The organism is Burkholderia sp. HI2761 (assembly GCF_002223355.1).
GTDB lineage: Bacteria > Pseudomonadota > Gammaproteobacteria > Burkholderiales > Burkholderiaceae > Burkholderia.
This window is the reverse complement of record NZ_NKFN01000007.1, coordinates 1,461,400-1,487,394: the sequence shown is the minus strand read 5'-3', so window position 1 is coordinate 1,487,394 and position 25,995 is coordinate 1,461,400. Positions and strand designations below refer to the sequence as shown.

Annotated in this window: 24 protein-coding genes; 8 read left to right on the top strand and 16 right to left on the bottom strand. The window is 67.2% G+C overall.

What is annotated here, in order from left to right:
* Positions 1 to 33: 33 nt before the first annotated feature.
* The gene (locus CFB46_RS24325) at positions 34 to 1,695 is read right to left on the bottom strand and encodes an ABC transporter substrate-binding protein (protein WP_089501546.1); all 1,662 of its coding nucleotides are present in this window, start codon (positions 1,693 to 1,695) and stop codon (positions 34 to 36) included.
* A gap of 372 nt (positions 1,696 to 2,067) precedes the next feature.
* On the opposite strand from CFB46_RS24325, the gene CFB46_RS24320 reads away from it, so the two are divergent.
* Together CFB46_RS24320 and CFB46_RS24315 are read left to right on the top strand one after the other, a co-directional pair.
* Positions 2,068 to 2,475 (top strand): DUF427 domain-containing protein, encoded by a 408-nt coding sequence (locus CFB46_RS24320; protein WP_027782710.1) that lies wholly within the window; start codon positions 2,068 to 2,070, stop codon positions 2,473 to 2,475.
* A gap of 208 nt (positions 2,476 to 2,683) precedes the next feature.
* The gene (locus tag CFB46_RS24315; RefSeq protein ID WP_089501545.1) at positions 2,684 to 3,676 is read left to right on the top strand and encodes a sulfonate ABC transporter substrate-binding protein; all 993 of its coding nucleotides are present in this window, start codon (positions 2,684 to 2,686) and stop codon (positions 3,674 to 3,676) included.
* A gap of 39 nt (positions 3,677 to 3,715) precedes the next feature.
* On the opposite strand, the gene CFB46_RS24310 is transcribed toward CFB46_RS24315, so the two are convergent.
* Complete coding sequence (locus tag CFB46_RS24310; protein ID WP_089501544.1) at positions 3,716 to 4,300, bottom strand: putative glycolipid-binding domain-containing protein; 585 nt, start codon at positions 4,298 to 4,300, stop codon at positions 3,716 to 3,718.
* Positions 4,301 to 4,497: 197 nt separating this feature from the next.
* Here CFB46_RS24310 and CFB46_RS24305 point away from each other — a divergent pair, with 197 nt between their 5' ends.
* Positions 4,498 to 5,406: a LysR family transcriptional regulator gene (locus CFB46_RS24305; protein WP_089501543.1), complete on the top strand. Its 909-nt coding sequence runs from the start codon at positions 4,498 to 4,500 to the stop codon at positions 5,404 to 5,406.
* Between the two features lie 3 nt (positions 5,407 to 5,409).
* Here the strand turns inward: CFB46_RS24305 and potE are convergent, their stop codons facing one another.
* Positions 5,410 to 6,795, bottom strand: coding sequence for a putrescine-ornithine antiporter (gene potE, locus CFB46_RS24300; RefSeq protein WP_089501542.1), 1,386 nt, complete (start codon positions 6,793 to 6,795; stop codon positions 5,410 to 5,412).
* Between the two features lie 65 nt (positions 6,796 to 6,860).
* Positions 6,861 to 9,161: an Orn/Lys/Arg decarboxylase N-terminal domain-containing protein gene (locus tag CFB46_RS24295; RefSeq protein ID WP_089501541.1), complete on the bottom strand. Its 2,301-nt coding sequence runs from the start codon at positions 9,159 to 9,161 to the stop codon at positions 6,861 to 6,863.
* 492 nt (positions 9,162 to 9,653) lie between these two features.
* Here CFB46_RS24295 and CFB46_RS24285 point away from each other — a divergent pair, with 492 nt between their 5' ends.
* Positions 9,654 to 11,834: an ornithine decarboxylase gene (locus CFB46_RS24285; RefSeq protein WP_179235108.1), complete on the top strand. Its 2,181-nt coding sequence runs from the start codon at positions 9,654 to 9,656 to the stop codon at positions 11,832 to 11,834.
* Positions 11,835 to 11,958: 124 nt separating this feature from the next.
* Here the strand turns inward: CFB46_RS24285 and CFB46_RS24280 are convergent, their stop codons facing one another.
* The 3 genes from CFB46_RS24280 to CFB46_RS24270 form a co-directional block, all read right to left on the bottom strand.
* Complete coding sequence (locus CFB46_RS24280; RefSeq protein ID WP_089501539.1) at positions 11,959 to 13,116, bottom strand: iron-containing alcohol dehydrogenase; 1,158 nt, start codon at positions 13,114 to 13,116, stop codon at positions 11,959 to 11,961.
* Positions 13,113 to 13,448, bottom strand: a complete 336-nt coding sequence (locus CFB46_RS24275; RefSeq protein ID WP_027782706.1) for a putative quinol monooxygenase — start codon at positions 13,446 to 13,448, stop codon at positions 13,113 to 13,115. The genes CFB46_RS24280 and CFB46_RS24275 overlap by 4 nt, the downstream gene beginning before the upstream one ends.
* Before the next feature lie 240 nt (positions 13,449 to 13,688).
* A complete protein-coding gene (locus CFB46_RS24270; protein ID WP_089502327.1) occupies positions 13,689 to 14,408 on the bottom strand; it encodes an SDR family oxidoreductase in 720 nt (239 codons plus the stop codon).
* A 135-nt stretch (positions 14,409 to 14,543) separates the two neighbouring features.
* Here CFB46_RS24270 and CFB46_RS24265 point away from each other — a divergent pair, with 135 nt between their 5' ends.
* Positions 14,544 to 15,521: a LysR family transcriptional regulator gene (locus tag CFB46_RS24265; RefSeq protein WP_089501538.1), complete on the top strand. Its 978-nt coding sequence runs from the start codon at positions 14,544 to 14,546 to the stop codon at positions 15,519 to 15,521.
* Between the two features lie 11 nt (positions 15,522 to 15,532).
* On the opposite strand, the gene CFB46_RS24260 is transcribed toward CFB46_RS24265, so the two are convergent.
* A complete protein-coding gene (locus CFB46_RS24260) occupies positions 15,533 to 15,652 on the bottom strand; it encodes a hypothetical protein (protein ID WP_227789602.1) in 120 nt (39 codons plus the stop codon).
* Positions 15,653 to 15,674: 22 nt separating this feature from the next.
* On the opposite strand from CFB46_RS24260, the gene CFB46_RS24255 reads away from it, so the two are divergent.
* From CFB46_RS24255 to CFB46_RS24240, 3 genes are all read left to right on the top strand, one after another.
* Positions 15,675 to 16,106: a LysR substrate-binding domain-containing protein gene (locus CFB46_RS24255; RefSeq protein WP_256980670.1), complete on the top strand. Its 432-nt coding sequence runs from the start codon at positions 15,675 to 15,677 to the stop codon at positions 16,104 to 16,106.
* A 128-nt stretch (positions 16,107 to 16,234) separates the two neighbouring features.
* Entirely contained in the window at positions 16,235 to 17,623 is a 1,389-nt protein-coding gene (locus tag CFB46_RS24245; protein ID WP_089501536.1) for a nucleobase:cation symporter-2 family protein, read from the top strand.
* A gap of 217 nt (positions 17,624 to 17,840) precedes the next feature.
* A complete protein-coding gene (locus CFB46_RS24240) occupies positions 17,841 to 18,266 on the top strand; it encodes an NUDIX hydrolase (RefSeq protein WP_089501535.1) in 426 nt (141 codons plus the stop codon).
* 59 nt (positions 18,267 to 18,325) lie between these two features.
* Here CFB46_RS24240 and CFB46_RS24235 read toward each other — a convergent pair whose 3' ends face one another.
* The 8 genes from CFB46_RS24235 to CFB46_RS24200 all read right to left on the bottom strand — a co-directional run bounded on the left by CFB46_RS24235 (position 18,326) and on the right by CFB46_RS24200 (position 25,818).
* A complete protein-coding gene (locus tag CFB46_RS24235; protein ID WP_080681281.1) occupies positions 18,326 to 18,538 on the bottom strand; it encodes a hypothetical protein in 213 nt (70 codons plus the stop codon).
* Positions 18,539 to 18,822: 284 nt separating this feature from the next.
* Positions 18,823 to 19,308, bottom strand: a complete 486-nt coding sequence (locus CFB46_RS24230) for a hypothetical protein (RefSeq protein ID WP_089501534.1) — start codon at positions 19,306 to 19,308, stop codon at positions 18,823 to 18,825.
* 214 nt (positions 19,309 to 19,522) lie between these two features.
* Positions 19,523 to 20,065, bottom strand: a complete 543-nt coding sequence (locus tag CFB46_RS24225) for a glycoside hydrolase family 19 protein (protein ID WP_089501533.1) — start codon at positions 20,063 to 20,065, stop codon at positions 19,523 to 19,525.
* Positions 20,052 to 21,011 carry a bestrophin-like domain gene (locus CFB46_RS24220; protein WP_227789603.1) on the bottom strand — a complete coding sequence of 320 codons (960 nt, stop codon included), beginning with the start codon at positions 21,009 to 21,011 and terminating at the stop codon, positions 20,052 to 20,054. The genes CFB46_RS24225 and CFB46_RS24220 overlap by 14 nt, the downstream gene beginning before the upstream one ends.
* The gene (locus tag CFB46_RS24215) at positions 21,008 to 22,066 is read right to left on the bottom strand and encodes a hypothetical protein (RefSeq protein ID WP_227789604.1); all 1,059 of its coding nucleotides are present in this window, start codon (positions 22,064 to 22,066) and stop codon (positions 21,008 to 21,010) included. Before CFB46_RS24215 ends, CFB46_RS24220 begins: the two co-directional genes overlap by 4 nt.
* Before the next feature lie 34 nt (positions 22,067 to 22,100).
* Positions 22,101 to 22,760 carry a hypothetical protein gene (locus CFB46_RS24210; protein ID WP_089501531.1) on the bottom strand — a complete coding sequence of 220 codons (660 nt, stop codon included), beginning with the start codon at positions 22,758 to 22,760 and terminating at the stop codon, positions 22,101 to 22,103.
* A 68-nt stretch (positions 22,761 to 22,828) separates the two neighbouring features.
* A complete protein-coding gene (locus CFB46_RS24205; RefSeq protein WP_089501530.1) occupies positions 22,829 to 24,529 on the bottom strand; it encodes a S8 family serine peptidase in 1,701 nt (566 codons plus the stop codon).
* 161 nt (positions 24,530 to 24,690) lie between these two features.
* Complete coding sequence (locus tag CFB46_RS24200; RefSeq protein ID WP_218827935.1) at positions 24,691 to 25,818, bottom strand: hypothetical protein; 1,128 nt, start codon at positions 25,816 to 25,818, stop codon at positions 24,691 to 24,693.
* Positions 25,819 to 25,995 lie beyond the last annotated feature (177 nt).

Sequence of the window (25,995 nt, the reverse complement as noted above, 5' to 3'; positions counted from 1 at the left end):
CGCCGGCGCGCAAGGGCACGCCGGTTTTTCCCGTCAATCGAGCCACACGCCGTCGAACCGGTGTCCGCCGAGCGGCGAGAACGTCAGCCCGTGTACGCGTTTGGAAATCGGCAGCGACACGATCGACGTCGCGATCGGCGTGAACGGCACCTGGTCCTTGAACACCACCTGCGCCTGCTCGTACAGCGCCGTGCGCTTCGCGACATCCGCATTCGCACGCGCCGCCGTCACCAGTTGCTCGAAGTCCTTGTTGCACCACTTCGCGAGATTGCTGCCGTGCACCGCGTCGCAGCCGAGCAGCGTGCCGAGCCAGTTGTCGGGGTCGCCGTTATCGCCCGACCAGCCGTACAGGATCGCGTCGTGCTGCCCGTCGTGCTTCGCGCGGCGGTTGTATTCGCCCCATTCGTAGCTGACGATCTTCGCGCGCACGCCGATCTTCGCCCAGTCCTGTTGAATCAGTTGCGCCATCAGCTGTGCATTCGGGTTGTACGGGCGCTGCACGGGCATCGCCCACAGCGTCAGATCGAAGCCGTTCGGAAAGCCGGCCTGCGCGAGCAGGGCCTTCGCGGCGGCCGGATCGCGCGGCGCGTCCTTCAGGCGCGGGTTGTACGACCATTGCGCGGGCGGCATCGGGTTCGTCGCGATCGTCGCATCGCCGTTGAACACGGTCTTGACGATCGCCGTCTTGTCGATCGCGATGTCGAGCGCGCGCCGCACGTCGACGCGATCGAGCGGCGGGTGCTGCGTGTTGTACGCGACGAAACCGACGTTGAAGCCCGTCCCCGAAAACAGCGTCAGCTTCGAGTCGCGCCGCACTGTCTCGAGATCGGCCGGCCGCGGAAACACCGACACCTGGCACTCGCCGGCCACGAGCTTCTGCAACCGCGCGGCCGGATCGGGCGTGATCGCGAACACGAGACGCGCGAGCTTCACGTCGTCCGGTTTCCAGTAGTCGGGATTCGCGTCGTAGCGGATCAGCGCGTCCTTCTGGTACGTGCGCAGCAGGAATGGCCCCGTGCCGACCGGGAACTGGTTGATGTCCGACTCGCGATGGCGTGCGGCGAGCTGCGACGCATATTCGGCCGACAGCACCGACGCGAACGCCATCGCGAGATTGCGCACGAATACCACGTCGGGCGACTTCAGCGAGAAGCGCACCGTATAGTCGTCGACCTTCTCGATGCGCTCGATGTTGCGGTCGAAGCCGAGATCGCTGAAATACGGGAAGCTGACCGGATAGGCCTTGCGAAACGGATCGTCCGCGTCGAGCATCCGGCGGAACGTGAACACGACGTCGTCGGCCTGGAATGGCCGGGTCGGCTTGAACCACGCGGTCGTCTGGAATTTCACGCCGCGCCGCAGGTGGAACGTGATCGTGCGCTGGTCGGGCGACACGTCCCAGCTCGTCGCCAGCGACGGTACGAGATCGAGCGTGCCGCGCTTGAACTGCACGAGCCCGTTGTAGATCGTGTACGTGCTCGCGTCGAAATCGGTGCTCGTCGTGTGCTGGCCGGGATCGAAGCCGGCCGGGCTGCCTTCGGAGCAGTACACGAGCGTCTTGCCCGCGGGTGCCGCGAGCGCGTGCGTCGCGGCGCCGGCCAGCAACAGCGACGCGACGATCCAGCACAGCGCGGCGCCGGCATGCGATACGCCGCGCGTACGGCGCGCGGCTGACGAAACGAAAGGATTCTTCATGGTGGCGGAGGGGAAGAAAGGGTGTCATGCGAATGACGACCGTCGATCTTCGCGCGCATCCCGCCGATCGCTTACCAATTAATTCCGCGTTGCTTATCGTCACGGATGCATCCCGCTGCCCCTGCATGAGAATGTCCATGCGAGCGCCGCGGACATGCTCGCGAACACCGCCGCGACGCGCCCGGCGCTGCGTCATGACGCAGCGCCATTCGCTGACGGCGGCGGGCGTCCTTCCGGCCCTCTGCAGGTTCCGCGAAATTGGCGCATCGTATCGGTTGGCCAACGCCGGCACCGGTGCGCGGGAATCCGCCGGCGCACGCGTGTCGGCACGGCGCGCCCGCGGGTGCGCCGCCCTTTCCTGGAGGACCCACGATGTCGATCAACCCCGATACGCCCTCTCGTCCCGTGAAGTCGCCGGGCCCCGATCATCCGATCCTGATCGAGCCGCACTCGTCGCGCGTGGTCGTGAAGGTCGCCGGCAAGGTCGTCGCCGATACGCGCCATGCACTGGTGCTGCGCGAGGCCAGTTATCCGGCGGTGCTGTACATTCCGCGCGAGGATGCCGACATGTCGCTGCTCGAACGCACCGATCACGCGACCTACTGCCCGTACAAGGGCGATTGCGCGTACTACTCGATTCCGGCCGGCGGCGAACGCGCGACCAATGCGGTGTGGACGTACGAGCATCCGAATCCGGCGGTCGAATCGATTCGCGGACACCTCGCGTTCTATCCGGACCGCGTCGATTCGATCGAGGAAAGCCTGCTCGTCACCGAGTGAGCGCGGCGGCGCCCTGCCGCGTCATCGTTCACGTATCGTCCGGCCGCTGATTTGCATATGTGGATTCATTGGTTGGCCGCCGTCCCGCATGGCCGTATCGTCTTGAGTCCGGCGCGGGCCGGCCGCGCGCATCGCCCGCGACCGGCCGCGTCCCGTGCCGGTCGCGCCATGCCCGCGCGACCCGTGAACCCGCCAGCAGGACGCCTCGATGAACGACACACCGCACGCAGACCTTGAAACGACCCCGGCGAACCCGCGCCGCCGCCGGTGGCTGCACGGCGCGGCCGCCGGGCTGGCGGGGCTCGCGCTCGGGCCGCTCGCGGCCGTGCCCGCGCGCGCCGACGCCAGCGGCACGCGGTTGCGCATCGGCTTCCAGAAATACGGCAACTTCGTCGTGCTCAAGGCGCGCGGCACGCTCGAGAAGCGTCTCGCGGGCCAGGGCGTCACCGTGCAATGGCTCGAATTCCCGGCCGGCCCGCAACTGCTCGAAGGGCTGAACGCCGGCGCGATCGACGTCGGCACGGTCGGCGAAACCCCGCCGATCTTCGCGCAGGCCGCCGGCGTCGATTTCGTCTACATCGGCAACGAGCCGCCCGCTCCGCAGGGCGAGGCGATCGTCGTGCTGCCCGATTCGCCGATCCGCACCGTCGCGCAACTGCGCGGCAAGAAGGTCGCGTTCAACAAGGGCTCGAACGTCCACTATCTGCTGGTGAAGGCGCTCGAGCATGCGGGCCTCACGTATGCCGACATCCAGCCGATCTACCTGACGCCGGCCGACGCGCGCGCCGCGTTCGTGCAGCGCAGCGTCGATGCGTGGGTGATCTGGGATCCGTATCTGGCCGCCGCCGAACGGCAGCTCGGCGCGCGCGTGATCGCGAACGGCGATGGGCTCGTGCGCAACACGCAGTACTACCTCGCGGCGCGCAAGTACGCGGCCGCGCACCCGCAGGTGCTGCGCGCGCTGCTCGACGAAGTCGACGCGGTCGATCGCTGGGCGCGCGATCACGTGCCCGAGGTGGCCGCGCAACTGTCGCCGCTCGTCGGCCTCGACGCGCCGACGCTCGAAGTCGCGCTCAAGCGCGCCGGCTACGGCGTGCAGCCGATCACCGATGCGACGGTCGCGTATCAGCAGAACATCGCCGACGCGTTCAGCACGCTGAAGCTGATTCCGGGCAAGCTGTCGGTGGCCAGCGCGCGCTGATGTGTTACGGCGCAGGCACGCGATTCGCGATGGGACGCGTCACGACGCAGGCGCCGCGCCGATGCGCCGCCATTCGTCATAGTCGGTGACGAGGCCCGCGTCGTCGATCGCGATATCGGCCGCATAGGTACCGCTCTCGTATCGATACACGTGCGGCGCCGTGCGCGTATAGCGCTGCTCGCCGCGCACGATGTCGAAATCCGGAAAACGCAGCCATGCGGTGAGAATCGCGACCGATTCGCCGACGGCGAGCGCCAGCCGCCGGATCGGCAGCGTATTGGTCGACGGACTGAAGCCGAGATCGATGTCGGTTGCGCCCGCAAGCATCGGCACATCGACGCCGTCGATAGTCCACCGCCCTGCGTCACAGGCGATGTCCCATTGCCGGGGCGGCTCCGTACCGGTCCACCGCGTCACGCGCGCCGAGCGCGTGAGCCAATCGGTCCCGCATGCGATCGCGTACTCGATGCGAAACGGCGTGCCGTCGATCGCACCCGCCACCGCCCCCGACAGCGCGATGCCCGTTTTTGACTCGTCGAGCCGGCACCATTCGGCCGCCTGCCACGTCTGCACGATCTGCCATGCAACGCAGTGCGTCCGTCCGGCTTCATTCCGTTGCGTCATGTCGGGTCTCCTGTCGGTCGCGCGGAAGGAAGCCGATTTTCGCTCACGGCGTGGATGAACGCACGCGGCTTCGACGGCGCCGGTCGCGTTCCGGCCGATAGTCAGTATCGGCCCGGCACACACCGTCGCCCGTGCGCCGCTTTGGTACCATCCGTCGATCGATAAAAATCGAACCGGAAGACAAAAGGCGCGATTTCATGGATTTGTTGGCGACGATGCGTATCTACGTCAGGGTCGTGGAGCGCGGCACGATGTCCGGCGCGGCGCGGGATCTCGACATGGGCCAACCGGCCGTCAGCGAGCGCATCGAGAAACTCGAAAAGCATCTCGGCACGCGGCTGCTGATGCGCAGTGCGCGGACCCTCGCGTGCACGGAGGAAGGCCGCATCTTCTACGAACGCAGCAAGGCGCTGCTCGAAGCGGCCGAACTGGCCGTTGCATCGGTCTCGAGGACGGAGAATGCGCTCGACGGCACGATCCGGCTCGCGGCGCCGCAATGTTTCGGCGAGGTCGCGATGCCGGCCGTGCTGATGCGGATCCGCACCGCGTATCCGAAACTGCACATCGACCTGGTGCTGAACGACGATATCGTCGATCCGGTCACCGAGGGCGTCGACATTTCGATCCGGGTCGGCCAGCTCGGCAATGGCGGATTCGTCGCATATGCGCTCGGCGCGGTCGGCCGCGTGCTCGTCGCCGCGCCTTCGTATCTCGACCGGCACGGCCGGCTCGATACGAAGGCCGATCTCGCGAACCATCCGTTCATTCGCGTGAAAGGCGTGTTCGCGAACGAACAGATGCCGCTGCAGCGTGACGGCAACGCAGTCGAATACGCGCGCATCCGGACGGTCATGACCACCAGCCACTGGCGCCCGATGTTCGACACGATCGCGGCGGGCGGCGGCATCGGCGTGGTCCAGCATCCGGCTTGCGCCGATGCGCTCGCGCACGGCCGGCTCGTCCGCGTCCTGCCGCAATACGACGTCCCTGACTTCGCGCTCAACGTGCTGGTGCATGCGCAGCGGCCGCTGCCGCCGCGCGTGCGCACCGTCGTCGATCTGTTGAAAACGGCGCTCCCGCCGCTGCTGACGAAGCACGACAGGTAGCCGTCACGCCTGCAACGACTTCCCCGGTTCCTTCACGTGCGCGTCGACTTCCATCTGGTAGAAGCGCGCGCTGACGAAGCCGAACAGCGTCCAGCCGAGGAACACGCACAGGCCGCCGAGCATCAACGCCTGCTCGCCCGAACTGAACAGCGCGTAGAAGCTGTACGCGGTCGCGACCATCGCGATCACGTTCGTCACGAGCGCCTTGCCCGGCGGCACCTTCGCGACCTTCTGGATCGTGATCAGCGCGGCCATCGACATCACGTACGGCACGAGGTTCGTGACGACCGCGAGATCGACGATCTTCTGGAACTGGCTGCTCAGCTCCGGGCTGATCGTCATCAGCGCCAGCGCGACCTGCGCGACCAGCAGGATCACCATGCCGACGATCGGCGTACCCGTGCGCGTCGCGCGTGCGAACACCGGCAGGAAGTAGCCGACGTCCGCCGAGCTCTTGAACACCTGCGCCACCGTGAACTGCCAGCCGAGCAGCGAGCCGATGCACGCGATCACCATCAGCGCGGTGACGATCGTGCCGACGGTCGGCGTGAACATCGTCGCGAACGCGATGCCGAACGGCGCATTCGATTTCGCGAGGATCGCGTTCGGCACGATCCCGGCGATCACGTTGGTCGACACGATGTAGAAGATCGCCGACGCGATCGTGCCGCCGAGCACGGCGATCGGCACGTTGCGCTCCGGATTCTCCACGGCGTCCGAGTTCGCGCACGCCGATTCGAGCCCGAGAAACGCCCACAACGTCACCGCGATCGAGCCGCCGACGGCCGGCCCGAACGGCATGTGGTGCGGATTCCACGCCGCGCCCCAGGTCGCGCCGCTGAACCAGAACCAGCCGATCAGCGACACGACGACGACCGGAATGATCACGCCCCACACCGTCACCGCGCCGATCCGGCCGGTAATGCGCGAGCCGCCGAAGTTCGCGACCGTCGTCAGCACGAGCAGGAAGATCGTCCACAGGCCCGTCTGCAGCGGCGACAGCGTCGCGTCGAACAGCACGGTGCCGTAACCGACCGCCGTGACACCGATCGCGACGTTGGCGATCACGAGCGACAGCCCGTACGTGTAGTTCGCCATGTAGTTGCCGGCCTTGCCGAACGCGTACTCCGCGTAGCCGCCCATCCCGCCCGGCTTGCGGCTCAGCATCCCGCAGCGCGCGAACGCATAGGCCAGCGCGAGCGAGCCGCCGGCCGTGACGATCCACGACAGCAGCGAGATCGTGCCGACCTGCGCGAGCTTCGACGGCAGCAGGATGATGCCGGAGCCCATCATGTTGACCGCCGTGAGAATGGTGAGCTGCCAGACGTTCATCCGGTTCTTCGGCGCGGCCGCCGTGACCGCGTCGGACATGCGCGCTGCGTTTTCCATGGTGTCGATCCTTCGATGTGAGGCCGCCGCGCGGCCGGTCGCTCGTTCGTTCGTCCGGCGGGGCTTCAGGCCGTCAGGCAGTACACGCGGTACGTGCCGTCCTCGACCTCCACGCCGTGCGTGTCGTGCGCGAACCCCGGGAAACGCCGGTCGTACGCTTCGAGCGCCTTCAAATAGCCGAGCACCGGACCGCCGGACGGCCCCGCGTTCTCGCCCGGCATCAACAGCGGAATGCCCGGGGGATACGGCACGACGCCGGTGGCGACCGTGCGACCGGCGAGCTCGTCGAGCGTCACCTGCTCGATGCGGCCCTGCACGAGATGCTCGTACGCGCGCACCGGGCTCATCTCAGGCTTCGGCAGGATCGAGAACGCCTCCGACATCAGGCGCGTCGTGCCGAGCTGCTCCATCGCCGCGAACATCGTGTCGGCCAGATCCTTCAGCCCCATGCCCGCATAGCGCGAGCCATGCTCCTTCGCGAGCGACGGAATCGCCATGTCGAGCGGCAGGTTCGCGTCGTAGTCGCGCTTGAAATCGCACAGCGCGCTGACGAGCGAGCCCCACTTGCCCTTCGTGATGCCGATCGAGAACAGGAACAGGATCGTGAAATCGGTCGTCTTCTCGACGACGATGCCGCGCGCATCGAGATACGCGGTCACGACACTCGCCGGGATACCGACCGGCATCAGTCCGCCGGCCGCCGCCACACCGGGCGTGACGATCGACACCTTGATCGGGTCGAGCATGCAGTAGCCGTCCTCGATATTGCCGAAGCCGTGCCATTGCGCGCCGGGGCGCAGCACCCAGCATGCCGGGTCGCTCGCGAGCAGTTCGGGTGGCGCGTCATGGAACGGCAGCGTGCGACCCGTGCGCGCCTCGAGCACGGTATCGGGCTGCCAGCAATCGAAGAACCAGTCGCCCTTCGCGCCGAATTCGCCGTTCATCCGCGCGATCATCTGCCGGAACGCGACGGCCTCCTCGATCGACTCGTGCGTCAGCGCTGCGCCGCCGGGGCCGTCCATCATCGCGGCCGCGACGTCGTTCGACGCAATGATGGCGTAGTTCGGCGACGTCGACGCGTGCATCATGAACGTCTCGTTGAACTGGCCATGCGGAATCGGGCTGCGGCCGTCGCGCACGTGGATGTACGACGCCTGCGACAGTGCGGTCAGCAGCTTGTGCGTCGACTGCGTCGCGAATACCGTGGGCCGATCCTTGTGGTGGTCACGCGGGTCGCCGTGCATCGCATGGCGGTCGCGGTAGATCGGATTGAAACGCGCGTAGCCGTACCACGCTTCGTCGAAGTGCAGCCGATCGACGCTTGCGCCGAGCAGTTCCTCGACACGCGTCACGTTGTAGCAGAGGCCGTCGTACGTCGAGTTCGTGACGATCGCATGCTTCGGCTGGCGGTCCGCCAGCCCCGCCGCGAGCGGATTCGATGCGATCGCTTCGCGGATCGCCGCCTGCGTGAGGCGCTCCGACGCGATCGGCCCGATGATCCCGTAGCGGTTGCGCGTCGGCACGAGGTAAGTCGGAATCGCGCCCGACATCGTCATCGCGTGCTCGGCCGACTTGTGGCAGTTGCGGTCGCATAGCGCGATCTGGTCGCGGCTCACGCTCGCCATCAGGATGATGCGGTTCGACGTCGACGAGCCGTTCGTCACGTGATACGTGCGATGCGCGCCGAACACGCGCGCCGCGTAGCACTCGCTTTCGCCGATCGGGCCGGAGTGGTCCAGCAGCGAGCCGAGTTCGCCCACCGAGATCGACAGGTCCGAGCGGAACAGCGATTCGCCGAAGTATTCGAAGAACGCCCGGCCGACCGGCGATTTCAGGAAGCCGGTGCCGCCCGTGTGGCCGGGCGTATGCCACGAGTATTCGTAGACGCGCGAGAACTTCGCGAGTGCGCCGAACATCGGCGGCAGGACGGTCGAGCGATAGCGTTCGATCGCCGCGTGGATGCGCCCGCCGATGAAATCGGCCGTATCCTCGAGCAGCCACACGAAATCGTCGACCTTGCCCATCACCGCCGCCGGTACCGACGACGCGACGCTGCGGTCGGCCAGCAGGAAGATCGGCACGCTGCCGTTGCGATGCCGGATTGCATCGACCACCGCCTCGGACGGCCCGTGGCCGTCCACGCCGAGATCCCAGTCGAGCAGGACGCACTGGATCGACGGATCGGAGCGAACCAGCACGATGGCATCGTCGGCGGATGTCGCCGTCAGCACGTCGACACCGCGTTGCGCGAGCTCCGCGCTCAGCGTGCGGACCGCACGCCCGGTCGCGGTTTCCTGCGCGATTTCGTCGTCGACCAGTAGCGCACGCATGCCGAGACGACGAATGCCGCCGACAGAAGTATTCATGGTGTTGCCCTCGCTGTTGCGTTGCTTCGATTGGTATTGTTCGTCTCACGAGCACGCGGACAGCAGGTCACGGGCAGCGGCATGAGACGCTCGCAATTCCGGCTTGATTCGCCATCCAATTCGGAGCCGACTATGCCATAGATGCCTTTCTCTGAAAAGCTGACGATCCGGTAAAACCATCGGCACCTTTCAAATCAGTTTTCATCATTGGATCATTTTTATGTGCACCGCAGCACACCAATTGCCGATTATTTGATCGCGCTCATGCCGCCATGGCATTGTCGATTCGACTCGATTGAATTCGCGTGCCTTTGTTGCTACGATCGGCTGCGCCGGGCACCGCCCGATCGTGGCGGTGCCGCGCCGCGCAAGGGTTCTTCATGCAGTGCGCATTCGCGGGATCGTTTCAATCGGCTGCAATGCGTGTCGGTTCGGGATTTCGCGCCGGCGCGAATGCGGCTCCCGTTTCAGGTCATTTACCGGAGAGTTCGCGTGAGCCTGTTGAAAATCGCAGTCGAACCCGCGCTGATCGGCGCCTTCCTCACCACGCATGAACAGGTCGACGTATTTCAAAGCGATTTCACGAATATCGCGGCAATCGTCGTCGGAATCGATTCCGCGGAAAAGGTGCTGAAAACCGTCGAAAGAACCGGTTTCGCGATTCCGTTCTTCGTCGCGGTCGAGCCCGACCAGGAAGTGCCGCCGTCGGTCCTGCCCAGCGCGAGCGGCGTGATCCAGCTCCGGCACGGCGGCCGCCATTACTACGGCCGGCAGATTTCCGCCGCCGCCGACATCTACAGCGAGAATCTGCTGCCGCCGTTCTTCAAGGTCATGCGCGAATACGTGCAGCGCGGCTACGTCGAATTCGACTGCCCGGGCCATCAGGGCGGCCAGTTCTTCTCGAATCATCCGCTCGGCCGGATGTTCTTCGATTTCTTCGGCGAGACGCTCTTTCGCGCGGATCTCTGCAACGCGGACGTTCGGCTCGGCGACCTGCTGATTCACGAAGGCCCCGCACTGGAAGCGCAGCGCAACGCCGCAAGGATCTACAACGCGGACAAGACCTGGTTCGTGCTGAACGGCACGTCGACGTCGAACAAGGTCGTCACGAGCGCGCTGCTCGCGCCCGACGATCTCGTGCTGTTCGACCGCAACAACCACAAATCGGTGCACCTCGGCGCGCTCGTGCTGTCCGGCGCGCGGCCGGTCTACCTCGAGACCGCGCGCAACGCGTGGGGCCTCATCGGCGGCGTCGACAGCGCGGCGCTCGGCGAAGCGCGCATTCGCGACGCGATCCGCGACGTCGCACCCGAGCGCGCCGACCTGCCGCGCCCGTTCCGGCTCGCGGTGATCCAGCTCGGCACCTACGACGGCACGATCTACAACGCGCGCGAAATCGTCGACCGGATCGGGCATCTGTGCGACTACATCCTGTTCGATTCGGCGTGGGTCGGCTACGAGCAGTTCATCCCGATGATGCAGGACTGCTCGCCGCTGATGCTGACACTCGGCCCCGACGATCCTGGCATCTTCGTCACGCAGTCGGTGCACAAGCAGCAGGCCGGCTTCTCGCAGACGTCGCAGATCCACAAGAAGGACAGCCACATCGAAGGGCAGAAGCGCTTCTGCGATCACCGACGCTTCAACAACGCGTACATGATCCACGCGTCGACGAGCCCGTTCTACCCGATGTTCGCGGCGCTCGACGTCAACGCGCAGATGCACGCAGGCCCGGCCGGCAAGCGCCTGTGGCGCGACTGCGTCGCGCACGGCGTCGATGCGCGCAAGCTGCTGCTGAAGACCTGCCGCCAGATCCGCCCGTTCGTTCCGCAGCATGTCGACGGCCGCCCGTGGGCCGACTATCCGACCGAGCAGATCGTCGACGACCTGCGCTTCTTCCGCTTCCATCCGGCCGACGCGTGGCACGGTTTCGAAGGCTATGCGAACGATCAGTACTTCGTCGATCCGTGCAAGCTGCTGCTGACGACGCCCGGCATCGATCGCGACACGCACGAGTACGCGCCGTTCGGCGCGCCGGCGCCGATCCTTGCGCGCTATCTGCGGGAGCACGGCGTCGTGCCCGAGAAGGCCGACCTGTATACGATCCTGTTCCTGCTCACGCCGTCGGAAAGCCTCGGCAAGCTGCAGCATCTGGTCGCGCACCTCGCGCAGTTCGAGCGCCATCTCGATCAGGACACGCCGCTGCGCGAAGCGATTCCGTCGCTGTGCGAAGCGTATCCGGAGCTGTACGGCACAATGCGCCTGCGGCAGCTGTGCCAGCGCATGCACGATTTCTACTGCAGCCACGACATGAAGCATCTGCAGAAACAGATGTTCCGGCGCGCGCAGTTCCCGAAGCAGGCGATGCTGCCGCAGGCCGCGAATGCCGAGCTGATCCGCAACAACGTCGAGCTCGTCACACTCGATCGCATCGAAGGCCGGATCGCGACCGAAGGCGCGCTGCCCTATCCGCCCGGTATCTTCTGCGTGGTGCCCGGCGAAGCGTGGGGCGGCCCTGCGCTCGACTACTTCCGTGCACTCGAAGCCGGGATCAACGCGCTGCCGGGCTTCGAGCCGGAGATCCAGGGCGTGTACCTGCAGACGAAGCCGGATGGCACGAAGCAGGCATCGGCCTACGTGGTCGCGGCCGGCACCGACGCGTCGCACATGTAAGGCCGGTGCGCGGCCGCGGGCTCGTGGCCGTCGCGCCGGCATGCGCGTGCGTTGCAGCACGGTTCGCGCAGCGAGCCGCGTGCGCATCGTGAGCCGTGACGGCCGACACCGTGCTGCCGCCCCCTCACCAGGCCTGCCGGTAAATCTCCAGCGCGTCGGCCTCGGTCACCTCGCGCGGATTGTTCACGAGCAGGCGCGTCTGCAGCATCGCGTCCGACGCCATCCTCGGCAGGTCGTCCTCGCCGACGCCGACCTCGCGCAGCGTGCGCGGGATCCCCGTCGCAACGATCAGACGGTCGATCTCGGCGATCAGCGCATGCGTTTTCGCTTCGTCGCTGCCCGTGGTCGACGGCGCGACGATGGTCGCCAGTTCCGCATACAGCGGCGCGGCGGCCGGCGCGTTGAAGCGCAGCACGTGCGGCAGCACGAGCGCATTCGACAACCCGTGCGGCACGTGGAAGATCCCGCCGACCGGATAGGCCAGCGCATGTACGGCCGCGACCGGCGCATTCGCGAACGCCTGCCCCGCGAACATCGCGCCCACCAGCATCGCTTCGCGCGCATGCCGATTCTGCCCGTCGTCGCATGCGGCCAGCAGGTTGCGCGACAGCAGCGTCAGCGCGTGCGTGGCCAGCATGTCGGATACCGGATTCTTCAGCCGGGCGGACGTGTACGCCTCGATCGCATGCACCATCGCGTCGATGCCGGTGGCGGCCGTGGCCGCGCGCGGCAGGCCGAGCGTGAGTTCCGCGTCGAGGATCGCGACGTCCGCGAACAGGTGCGGCGACACGACGCCCATCTTGCGCGCCTCGCCGACCGTGACGATCGACACGGCCGTAACCTCGGAGCCGGTGCCGGCCGTGGTCGGCATCTGCACGAGCGGCAGCCGAGCGCCGGCGACCTTGTCCACGCCGTACATGTCGGCCAGCGCCTGCCGCCCCGGCGCGAGCACCGCGATCAGCTTCGCGACGTCCATCGACGAGCCGCCGCCCAGGCCGAGCACGATCTCGGCATCGGCCGCGACGGCCCGCTCGGTCGCTTCGAGCACCACGTGTTCGGGCGGATCGGCGATCACGTCGTCGATCACGGTAACCTGCCAGCCGTGCGCGGCGAGGCTCTCCAGCGCGGGCACGAGCACGCCGCTGCGATGCAGGAACGCGTCGGTGACGACGCACAACCGCACGAGCGCCGGAAAGCGTTCGCGCAACAGCGCGCCGAGCCGGCGCGCGGCGCGGAATTCGACGATCTGCGTCGGAACGGTACGGAATTGAAACGGGTTCATCGGGTGCCTCCCGGTGGCGTCGCCGTGCCGGTGTCCGGCTGCACCATGTAGCGGATCACGTCGCGACGATCGAGCAACGGCATGATCGCGCCGACACCGATCCGCTGGAAATGCGGCGTTTCCCGATGCACGTCGAGGCCGTCGGCATCGCTGTAACGCTCGAGGATCACGATGTGGTCGGGGTTTTCCGGCGAACGGAAGTACGCGTAGTCGAGGTTTTTCGGCTCGGTGCGCGTGGCCGGCGCGAGTTCGGCAAGCAGTTCGACCACGCGGTCGCCGTTGCCGGGTTTCGCGAAGAAATGCGCGATGACCTGCAGATAGGGTTCGTTCATGCTGCGCTCCATGTTCGACACAAGCCCGTCGCGACGGGAGCGCACCCCATCCGCCATGAACCGGATGGATTCAAACGCGATGAGGTGGCACCGTATCAGTGACGCGTCGTCGCATTGTATTGAATCGGCACGGCCTTCGCAGTGCCGCGACCGGGCCGCGAACAGCAGGCCGAATCGCGCAGCACGTTCACGGCGAGCCGGAACCTGGCCGGCCGCCGCGCGCTTGCGCCGCCACCCCGGCTACCACGGCACCGTCCGCCCCAGATAGTCGAGGTATTCGAGCCCGGGCCGCGCCCGCTTCGCCAGCAGCACGTCGACGAGGCTCGGCACGCTCTCGTCGATGGTCAGGCGCGCATCTGGGCCGCCGAGTTCGGTGCGGACCCAGCCGGGCGCCATCAGCGCCATCGCGCGGCGCGTATCGGCCTGACGCGCCGCGAAGCTGCGCATGAACTGGTTCAGCGCGGCCTTGCTGCCGCGATACACCTCGCGCATCCCGCTGACGTTGTTCGCGACGCTGCCCTGCCCCGACGACATCGCGCCGATCAGCCCGTCGTCGGTCACCAGATCCTGCAGCGTCTCGATCGCACGCATCGGCGCGAGCGCATTCGTGATCATCACGCGCACGAATTCGTCGGTTGTCACTTCGCCGATCGTTTCATTCGGATCGTTGGTCGTGCCCGCATTCACGAACAGCATGTCGAAGCGCCGGCCCGACAGACGCTCGCGCAGCGCAGCCAGTTGCGCGGGCTCGCAGATGTCGAGCGTGCCGATCTCGATGCGGCCGTCGAAGCGGTCGGCCAGGTCGTGCAGCTTCGTGCGCCCCGATCCTTCGCGCACGGTACCCGTCACGTTCCAGCCCTTGTTCACGAATGCCTCCGCCATCGCCAGCCCGAGGCCGCGCGACGCCGCAACGAGCAGGATCGTGGGAACGTTTCGTCGATTCGATTCCGTAGATTGCATGGGTTTTTCGCCTTTGCCGTGTTTCGTCATGCGCTCACTATAGGCGTGCACCACGACATGCGCCAGACGCACCGAATGCAATCCATCATTGCACCAGACGCCATGTCAAACCGCATGATGGCGTATCCTGTCCCCATGGAAGACATCGACCTGAACCTCGTCACCGCCCTCGACGTGCTGTTGTCGGAAGGCAGCGTGACCGGCGCCGCGCGCCGGCTGGGCCTGAGCACATCGGCGATGAGCCGCACGCTCACGCGGCTGCGCATCGCGACCGGCGACCTACTACTCGTGCGCGCCGGGCGCAAGCTCGTGCCGACGCCGCACGCAGCCTCATTGCGCGATCGCGTGCATGCCGTCGCGAGCGACGCGCGCGCCGTGCTTCGGCCGGCGGCCGCCGACGTCGACCTCGCGACGCTCACGGCCACGTTCACCATCCGGGCGGCCGCATCGTTCATGGAAATGCTGGCCGGCCCGGTCGTCGCCGCCTTGGCCGACGTCGCGCCGCACGTGCGGATTCGCTTCGTCCCGAAGCTCGGCCGCGATCCGCAAGCGCTGCGCGACGGCACGGTCGACCTGGAAATCGGCAAGCGCGGCGACGACGCACCCGAACTGCACACGCGCATGCTCTTTCACGACTGGCACGTCGCGGTGGCGCGCGCCGGGCATCCGCTGTTCGCGTCGGCCCGTATCACGCGCGCGCGCTATGCAGCCTGCCGTCACGTCATTGCGGCCCAGTTCGGCGATTTCGGCGGGCCGGCCGACGGCTCGACCGGCGAGACCGACCCGGGCCTCGCCGTGCACGTCGTCGTGCCGGGCTATCCGGACGTGATGCGTGTCGCGGCCAGCACCGACCTGATCGCGCTGGTGCCGCGCTCGAGCCTCGGCAACGCATGCTCGCCCGGGCTCACCGAAGCCCTCGGGCTACGCAGTTTCGAGATCCCGGTCCGCCTGCCATCGATCCTGGTGTCCGCGCTGTGGCATCCGCGCATGCACGGCGACCCCGTGCATCGCCGCCTGCGCGACACGGTCATCGCCGTCTGCCAGCGCGCGTATCCGGATGCCCGCCCGCCACGCGCCACGGCGCGCGGCACGGGCGCACGCGCCGCCGGCTGACGTCACGCGGCTCAGACCAGCCGACCGCCGCCATCGATGTGCAGGATTTCGCCATTCATGAAGCGGTTGCCCAGCAGGAACGCGATCGCTTCCCCGACTTCGTCGGCACAGCCGACGCGGCCGCCCGGCAACGCCGCGGCGGCGCCCGCGTATGTGGCGCAGGCACCGGGGATCCGCCGTCCGGAAGATCTCGCGAAGCACGAGTATGTCGGCTACGCCCGCGCGGACATCATCGGCAGCGATCTGACCTTCGCGCGGGGCGACGAGAAGGTGGGCGTCGCGGTACGCGGCCGGTATCGCGTGAACAGTTCGATCGCGCTGCGCGAATGCTTCCTGGCCGGCCACGCGGTCGGCAGCGCACCGGCGTGGCTGGTCCAGGATCTGGTGGACGCCGGGCGACTCGTCCGGCTGCTGCCGAAGTGGCACATGCCGTCGCACACGCTGCATCTCGTGTACGCGTCGCGCCGGCATCTGCCGCTACGGACCCGCACGTTCCTTCAGTTCATGGCGCAGCGCATTCCGGAACTGCCCGGGTTCCGCGCCATCGCGACGCCAACCGCGATCGCCACGCAGCCCATGCGCTGATCGCCGGGCGCCAATCCGGCTTCCTTTCTGCGCGCCGCCGAATCTCCACCATTGCGGGCCGGCGCGACGGCGCCGGCAGGCCCTTCGGCTAAAATGCCGCACTTTCCACCTTGTCCGGCCCGCTCGCCATGCAACCCGCCTCCTCCGCCCCATCCGCCTCCCACGGCGCCGACGCCGCAGAATCGGCCCGCGACCTCGTCTACGGCCCGAACGACCGGCCGGCGCCGATGATCGCCTTCGTTGCCGCGCTGCAGCACCTGCTGGCGATCATCGTGCCGATCGTCACGCCGGGCCTGCTGATCTGTCAGGCGCTCGGCGTGTCCAGCCGCGATACGACCCTGATCGTGTCGATGTCGCTGGTGATTTCCGGCATCGCCACCTTCGTCCAGTGCAAGCGCTTCGGCCCGCTCGGCGCCGGCTTGCTGATCGTCCAGGGCACCAGCTTCAACTTCGTCGGCCCGCTGATCGCCGGCGGTAGCCTGATGGTCAAGCAGGGCACGCCGGTCGAGACCGTGATGGCCGCGATCTTCGGCGTCGTGATCGCGGGGTCGTTCGTCGAGATGGGCGTGTCGCGCATCCTGCCGTTCGTGAAGCGCCTGATCACCCCGCTCGTCACCGGCATCGTCGTGCTGCTGATCGGCCTCACGCTGATCAAGGTCGGCCTCATCAGCATGGGCGGCGGCTACGGCGCGATGGCCAAGGGCACGTTCGCGAGCGCGGAGAACCTCACGCTGTCGGGCCTCGTGCTCGGCACGATCATCCTGCTGAACCGCGTGCCGGTCGTCTGGGTGCGCAGCACCGCGCTCGTCATCGCGCTCGCGATCGGCTACTGCGCGGCCGCGTTCCTCGGTCGCCTCGACTTCACCGGCATGCACCAGGCCGCGCTGTTCCAGGTGCCGACGCCGCTGCACTTCGGCATCGGCTTCTCGTGGGCGCTGTTCGTACCGATGCTGATCATCTATCTCGTCACGTCGCTCGAAGCGATCGGCGACGTGACGGCCACCAGCAAGATCTCGAACGAGCCGGTCGAAGGGCCGGTGTGGATGCAGCGCATCAAGGGCGGCGTGCTCGTCAACGGGGCAAATTCGCTGCTGGCCGGCGTGTTCAATACGTTCCCGAGCTCGGTATTCGCGCAGAACAACGGCGTGATCCAGATCACCGGCGTCGCGAGCCGCCACGTCGGTATCTGGATCGCGGGCATGCTGGTGGTGCTCGGCCTGTTCCCGGTCGTCGCCGGCGTGCTGCAGGCCGTGCCCGAGCCCGTGCTCGGCGGCGCGGCGATGGTGATGTTCGGGGCGGTGGCCGCGTCGGGCATCAATATCCTCGCGGGCGTCCACCTCGATCGTCGCGCGCTGCTCATCATCGCGGTGTCGCTCGCGCTCGGCCTCGGCGTGTCGCAGGTGCCGGACATTCTGAACAGCCTGCCGCATGCACTGAAGAACGTGCTGGAATCGGGCGTGGCGACGGGCGGTATCTGCGCGCTCGTGATGAACTGGTTCCTGCCGGAAAAGAAGTAAAGGCAATCGCGGCGCGAACCGCATGACGACGTGGCGCGCGGGACGGGCCGGGCCGGTCGTCGTGCCAAACGGCATCGGCAGTCCGGCGCACGGCCCCGCCGCCGGCCTTGTGCATTGGACGTGCACGTAGCGTACCGACCACGCATCGGCGGCAATCAATCGTCAAACCGCGTCAGGCCGCCTTGGCCGATCGATTTGTGCTGGTTAGAATCGCGGCATGCCCCAAACCCTCGCGCCCGACCAAGCCCCCCAAACGACTGCCGTTCCGATCAAGGAACGCGCGACCGTCGTCTGCTATCGAGACGCGCGCGTGTTGCTCGTCACGCGTGCCGCGTCGCGCTGGGCCCTTCCCGGCGGCACGATCAAGCGCGGGGAAACACCGCTCGAAGCCGCGCATCGCGAATTGTGCGAAGAAACCGGCATGACCGGCCAGGATCTGGTGTACTCGATGCAGTTCACCGGGCTCGCGAAGATTCATCACGTGTTCTTCGCGGAAGTCGGGCCGGACCAGACGCCGCAAGCGAGCAACGAGATCGAGAAATGCAAGTGGTTTCCGATCGATAGTGTCGACCGTCTGCGCGCGAGTATTCCGACGAAGCGAATCGTCGAACTCGTCTACAACCACGAAATCCGCAACGCGTAGCGCCCCCGAGCCGTCGCCTGGCTCGAGTCGATTGTCGTGAATCAGCGGCGCGCGAACGCTCAATGCGCGCGCTTTCTTCGCAGTTCGCGTGTGGAATAGACGACGAGGAAGATGCCCAGCATCGCGGCGCCTGACGCCATGAAGTCGTTTGCGCTGCCCGAGCTGCGCAACGCCGCCGGGAAAATACCCAGACTCAATCCTGCACCAGCAAGAAGCAATCCTGCTGCTACACCCCAGATCGGTCCGACGGTCTTGTCGATTTTGTTTTGCATACAGCACCCTTCTACGGTCATGACCTGGCCAGCATCGGTACCGCACCCCTGACCAGCCATTCCACTATAGCCGGGAAAAAAATCACTGCGTTTCAGTGCTTTTACCGATCAAGTTTTTCCAATCTCGACCGTGAGCACGGTTTGGATCGCGCAACTGCTTCGCGTTCAACCCGGTGCTGCCGATGGGGAGCGGTGGCAGTCATCGTCCTTCCCGCGCAGTCGAGCCGCCGCGTCGTGAGTTGCCGGCGCGCCAATGGCGCGGTGACGACGCCGGCAACCTCGTCTCATTGAAGCGGCGGATTTGCCAGACCGCCCAGCGCGGTTCGCGCCTGTTGGACCCGCGCAAGCACGCCGGGATCATTGGGGACATCGAGCCTTGTCCCGCGCGCGTCGCCCGACGATGCCGACCTGAACAGGTTTTCCTCCCAGTCACAGATCGCATAGACGCTGTCGCGAATCGATGTATCAAAATCGACCGGATTGGTCGGCTGACCGAGCGCCGGCAGCCCTATCCGACCCAACAGCGCGGAAACATTGGCGACGACGGTCCTTCTCGTGTGGCCAATGACATGGTTGTCCGCAATATTCTTCATGATCCAGTTGTACGGAACGTAGTGCTTCAGCGAGCCGTTGTTGTCCCCATCCGTCTTGCTGTAACGAGGGTTGCTCACCGGGCGGTCGATGACGACATTACCGATCGTCTCGTCAAGCCAGTTTTGCGCCTGATCGTCATAGCCAAGATGTTTACGTGTTTGTGGAGTGAATGTCATGATATGTGATCCTAACAAATTATTGGGTTTGCAGAGGCAAGGTGTCGAGCTGCAGGCGAGGCATCGCATCAGCGCGACGCCCTGCTGGCGGAAAGCAGCTCATGCCTGCACTGCGCATATGCAGTATAAAAAGCGTAGGGGCACTCCGTTCAGATTCACGTTGTCATGATCTTGCCCTCCGTTGGTTGGTCATGCTTCACCGCATACCGCACGCTCACAGACACATCGCCTGCTTCGCGACCGCCCATCGGCGCATCCGGTCCTCGAGTCCGTTGACGCCGCCGTTGATGCGTCTCGTCAGCGACACGAAATCGCCCGAGTCGGCGATCGCGTTGCAGCCGTGCCGCGCCCACCACCAGGCCGCCGAACGCGCGGCCAGCGGTTCGTGCTCGAGCCATTCCGGCTCGCGTTCGAGATCGACACCCAGCGCGTTGCCGCATTCGCGATAGTTCGTACGCCCGGTGATCTGGATGAGCCCGCGTCCAAGGAAGCGCCTGCCGTCACCCGGCTGAACGTTGCCAAGCTCGGCAGCCTTGCGCGCGGGCGGCTCATACGCGCGCTGCGCGGCTGTCGGCCCCCACAGTTCGCGCGTGAGCGTGAAGCCGAGCGTCTCGTGACCGGTTTGCGCGACGAACGCCGCCATGCGCGCAGGCGTCGAAATACCGAACTCGGCCATCGCGGCGGCAAGCGCCGGATGCCAGCGTTGCGCGAGCGCGGCGGATACGGCGGCGGCGGCCCGGAATTCATCGAATGTCATCGTGGTCTCCTTGCGGCATCTGATCAGGCAGGCTCGCGGTGCGCTCGCCCGGCGGTGGGGAAATGGTCGAGGCGGACGCCACGGCTGCGTCGTCCGCGCGAGTTCGCCGCCGACTGCGCGGCAACGCCGGCACGTCGCGCGGCGCGGCCGCCCCGCTACGCCGCGATTGCCCGTCCATCGCAGCGACGATCGCGCGCAGCGGCTCGGGCCTGACGCTGACTTCGCCCGCGAACGGACGGTCGACGGCCAGCACGAAGAAGAACGCGAGGCCGAGCGTGAGCGCCCAGCTTGTCACGAGCGCGATGTTGAAACGCGTGCCCGGCAGGATGTAGAGCAGCAGAAACGACAGGACGCTCGTGAGCACCACCACGCCCCACAGCGTGCCCGGCATCGCGGCGTCGAGCGTCAGCAGGCGCTGTTCGCGATGCTTCGCCATTTCGTTCGCACGCGCGAGCACCTCGCCGAGCAGCACGCGCTGCCGCTCGCTGCGCGGCTCGATCCGGTTCGCCAGGTCAAACAGGCGATCGAAACGGGCCGCCGTCTGGGCATCGGCACTCGCCTGCTGCTGCATCTTCGGCCACTCGTCACGGACGACGCCGTCGAGATAGACGCGCAGCGCCCCCCGTGCCGCATCCGCGACCGGGTCGCCGAACGCGGCGAGATCGCGCGACAGTTCGCCGGCCGCGGTCGCCTCCGCCTCGACGGTGTGCTCCGCGCCGTTGTAGGCGTCCCACACGCTGATTGCCGAAAACGCGATGAGCAACGAGTTGATCGTCGTGATGACCGACACCATCGTGATCGCCATCGCCCGCTGCTCGGGCACCAGGTCGACGGGCAGGATGCGCCGGAACAGCGCATAGCCGCCCAGTGCGGCCGACGCGGTTGCGATCACGATGAGCAGCCCCATTAGCCACGACGGCCAGTTGTAAAGAAAGAGCATGGTCATTCCCCGATTGCGCTTGCGCCGTCGCGACGTGCCGCCTGCGGCACGTCCGCCGACAGCATCGCGCGCGTGAATTCGGCGAGCCGCTGCTTGATCGCATCGGGCGGCATCCCCGCTTCAAGCGATTGCTGAAGCCGCAGCAGGTCCGCCGCCAGTTCGCTTTGCCATTGCACGCGCTCGGTCGCCGCATGGGCGCGATGCGCTTCGAACGTCGCCTGCGCGGCGGCTGCGGTATCGCCGCGCACGAGCGTCTCGAGCGTCTCCACGAGCCGGTGCAGCAGCCGATGCACGGCCGTCGCCGAAAACCCGCCGAGCATCGCCAGCGCAGGCTTGCCGAAACTGCGCATGCTGCCGCTGTCGTACAGGTGCGGCGGCAGCAGCTCGACCAGGATCAAGCCGGCGATCACGCCGAGAATCAGCCGCGCACCGTACGACGCGTCGTACTTCGGGTCGTAGGTCGAATTCGCGACGTAGCGGTGAGCCTGGAACAGCGTCGCAAACGACGCGCCGAGCCCCGCGCAGAACAACAGGAACAGCGCATTCCACAGCAGTTGGGTGCCGTGCGAATCGAGAAACCCCTGGTCGATGTTAGCGACGGACACTTCCGGCGACAGCGACGTCGCGATCACGGCGACGAGGAACGTCGCGGCGGCAAGCGTCAGCGCGCGAATCAGCGGAACGGGGCCGAGCCAAGCGAAGCGCGAGCGGACGCGCAGTTCGCGGTCGAGCAGCGTGATGGCCTGCGGCGTCGCCGGCGCGATTGCAACCGCCAGCCGGCGATGAATTGCGGCAAGCGCATACGATGCGCTGTGCACGGACGACGCCTCAGTCGCCGCGGTATCGGCCGCGCCATGCGATACCGCGGCCATCAGCATCGACAATTGCGCGATCAGATCCGGCGCAACCGCAATCCCGTGCTGCAGCGCGTAGCGCGCCATCGCGTTGCATTCGATCAGCAACTGCCCGACCAGATCGGGCCTCGGCGAGGCCGCGTTCGCACCGTCCGCTTCGGGCGGTGCGTCCATTGCTGTCCTGAACCACGAACGATGCGTTTCCATGTCGACTCCCCAGCGTGTCGGCTCGCAACGTGCGCTACAGCCGCACTTCGGCGCCGCAATTGCCGCCCTGCGCCGCGACGAGCATCCCGCCCTTGTCGCGATACACGAACACGTCGGACCAGTCGCGCAGCCGGTAGCGCACTTCCGCGAGCCGTCCGTCGGGCGTGCACAGGAACTGCACGGATTTGTCCGCGCCGAGGAAGAAATCATGCAGTTGCGCGTTCTTCAACTCGTCGAGCGGCACCACCTTGTTGTCATGCTCCCCGAGGTAGCGGCCGAGATTCGTGAGGCCGACCGCACGCGCCATGGCGGCGAGCTCGGCGGCATAACCGGCGGGCGCGTACCCGGTGCAGCTTCCGTAGCGATTCCAGTGCTGCTGGAAGTCGTCGGCGCTCGCGGGCGCGATATACGGCGCGGCATCGTCGGACAGCGTGCCGGCCGGCACCGGCGCCGCGTCGCAATCGCGCCGCGGCGTATACAGGCCGATCGCCGTGATCCGGATCGGCGCGCCGTCGGCGGCCTGGCGCACCGACGGCGGCTGGCCTGCCGTGCACGTCTGGGCGCCATCGCCGCCGACGCACGTACCGAGCTTCCAGGACAGCGCCAGTGTCCAGTCCTGCGCGTGCGCGCCGGCTCCGGTCAGAATCAGGCTGGCGACGCAGGCAGCCCGGGTCATGCGCAACAGGGTCGACATGATGTGGTTCTCCTCGTGTGTGACGATTTGCGCCGGTCGACGAATCGGCCGGCGCGGCTCGCTCGCCGTCAGCGGCCTGCCTGCTGCAACAGCTGCCGAAGGTTCTGGAAGCGCGGCAGGCCAGCGCCGAAGCGGTTCGTGACGTCGTACTGAACGATCGGCGTGCAGATCATCCGGATCAGCTGAAACAGCGCGGCGACGCGCTCCGGCCTGCGCGGCCCGAGATGGCCGGCGATCTGCGGATCGCTCACCAGCAGCGCCGCGAGCCCCGTGATGTGCGGCGCCGCCATCGACGTGCCGGATTCGGCGTTGAACGCCGCGCCCGGCACCGTCGATACGACACCCACGCCCGGTCCGCACACGCCGATCTGCGGGCCGTGGCACGAGAACGTCGGCGAGAAGAGGCCTTCGGCCGTCGCAGCCTGCGCGACGATCTGCGTTTGCTCCCACGTATTGACGGGCAACTCGCGATGCAGTCCCAGCGCCGACACCGCGAGCACGTACGGCGACGACGCCGGGTACTGGACAGGTCCGCCCGAATTGCCGGCCGCGACGATACATGCGACGCCGGACTGCACGGCCTCCATCAGCTTCTGCTCGACCGCGAGCGACGCCTGCGGTGCGCCCAGGCTCAGGTTCACGACGTCGATGTCGTGATCGATGCAATAGTCGAGCGCCTGGATCAGCGTGCTGAACTGGCCGCCGGGAAAGATCTTCAGCACATGAATCTCCGCGTCGGGCGCGAAGCCGCGCATCGCCATCTGCGCGTCGGCAGCCTGCGGGCTGATGCGCGCGGCGATCACGCCCGCGCAATGCGATCCGTGGCCGATCGCGTCGTCCTTCCACGTATCCGGGTTCTGATCGTTGGTCAGATCGACGCCGCGCACGATATGGTTCAGCAGCGGATGGGACGCGTCCGCCCCCGAATCGACGATCGCGACGCGGACACCGCGCCCCGTCGCCGTGGCGGGAAGCTCGTCGAGGCCCATCAGGCGCTGCCCCCACCCGAAGGGAGCATGCGGCGGCACGTTCGGGTTCGGCTGCGACAACGGCGTAAGGCGCACCACATTCGCCTGATCGCTCGACAGCAGCGGCGCCGACAGGTGGACATTCCAGTACGTGTGCGACGGCCGCACCGCCAGCGACTGGAGCGGACCGGGCGCCATCTGCGCGACGACCAGCGTCGTTTCGCCGCGCGCGTCGGTCGTGCCGCTCACCGGGAAGCCGTCGCCCGTGATCGTCACCGGAACGCCGGGTTGGGGTTGATCGTCCGCACCCAGCACGCGGACCGTCACCGGGCGCAGGATGGTCGACGCAATCGCCGCCTGCGGACGAAGCTCGGCGCCGGACTCCGGTTGCGGCTTTTTCCCGTAGCCGAGCGGATGGTCCTCCTCGACGATCATTTCCGGCGGCGCCGTCGCCTGCAGCAGCTGCGCGTGTGCGGGGTCCATCTTGACGACGTACGTGTCGGTCGCCTCGTCGGGCCGCGCGGACATCATCTGCGCGTTCTTGTGGCTGTTGATCACGCGAACGACTTCGACGCCGGGCAGTCGGCCGACCGCATTGTCGAGGTCGTGTGCCGACATCGGCGTCACCGCGGCCTGGCGAGCGAGCACGCCGCGCCGGGGCGCAATCAGGTACTGGCGCTTGCCGCTCGTCACATGAACCGCTTCGTCGGCCGAATCGGGCGGCACGACAGCCGGTGCGGCGGCATCATCCGTCGGCACGGCAGCCGCCTTCGCGGCGGCGGGCTTCTTGTCCTTATCCATCGCAATCTCCTTCGTGGCGCGACACTCGAGCCACGCCGTGGGTCAGTCGGTCGCAAGCGACGGACGCGCATCCCGAAACGATCGGGTCGGTGCGCGACGCGCGTCCGTCGGGTACGCCACCGCGGAGGCCGCGGGTGGCGCAGGTCTACCGTCGCGACAGGTCAGTGGTATGCCGGCTGGGCGGGGATCGCGGCGAACGGCAGCAGGCCGCCGAGCCGGCCGAGCAGCTCGCCGAGTACCGGGGCTGCCGTGCCGATCACCGCGCCGCCGATGCCTTGCGGTGCAAACGCCGCCTGCGGCTGGGCCGAGAACGGAAGGAGCCCGCCCAGTTGCCCGGCGACCGTACCCACCGTCGGCGCGACCGATTTCAGGATGTCGCCGAACACACCTTGCGGTGCGAACGCCGCTTGCGGCTGCGCGGCGAACGGCAGCAGCCCACCGAGCCGGCCGAGCAGTTCGCCGAGCACCGGCGCGGCCGTGCCGATCACCGCGCCGCCGATGCCTTGCGGTGCAAACGCCGCCTGCGGCTGGGCCGAGAACGGAAGGAGCCCGCCCAGTTGCCCGGCGACCGTACCCACCGTCGGCGCGACCGACTTCAGGATGTCGCCGAACACGCCTTGCGGTGCGAACGCCGCTTGCGGTTGAGCCGAGAACGGCAGCAGCCCACCGAGCCGGCCGAGCAATTCGCCGAGCATCGGCGCGGCCGTGCCGATCACCGCGCCGCCGATACCTTGCGGTGCAAACGCCGCCTGCGGCTGGACCGAGAACGGCAGCAGCCCGCCCAGTTGCCCGGCGACCGTACCGACCGTCGGCGCGACCGACTTCAGGATGTCGCCGAACACGCCTTGCGGTGCGAACGCCGCTTGCGGTTGAGCCGAGAACGGCAGCAGCCCACCGAGCCGGCCGAGCAGTTCGCCGAGTACCGGCGCGGCCGTGCCGATCACCGCGCCGCCGATACCCTGCGGCGCGAATGCTGCCTGCGGATGGACCGAGAACGGCAGCAGCCCGCCCAGTTGCCCGGCGACCGTACCGACCGTCGGCGCGACCGATTTCAGGATGTCGCCGAACACGCCTTGCGGCGCGAACGCCGCCTGCGGCTGCGCGGCGAACGGCAGCAGGCCGCCGAGCCGGCCGAGCAGCTCGCCGAGCACCGGCGCGGCCGTGCCGATGACCGCGCCGCCGATGCCCTGCGGCGCGAACTCCCCTTGCGCAACCGTCGTCGCGTAAGCCGGAACATATCCCGAGACCGCGTGCGGAACCCCCGGCAATGCATGGTGTACATGAGTCATTTTCGAATCCTTAATGAAGAGGAATCAGTCGGAGCACGACTCGCAGGCCCTGCGTCGTGTGCGCCGTCGACATGCCGGCCGTCGACGCATCCATCGCTCCGCTACGTTTGGGTCGGCGGAAACATCGGACGAATCGGCAGATCGATTCTGCGAGTCGGATCCTGTCGGTTCCATACG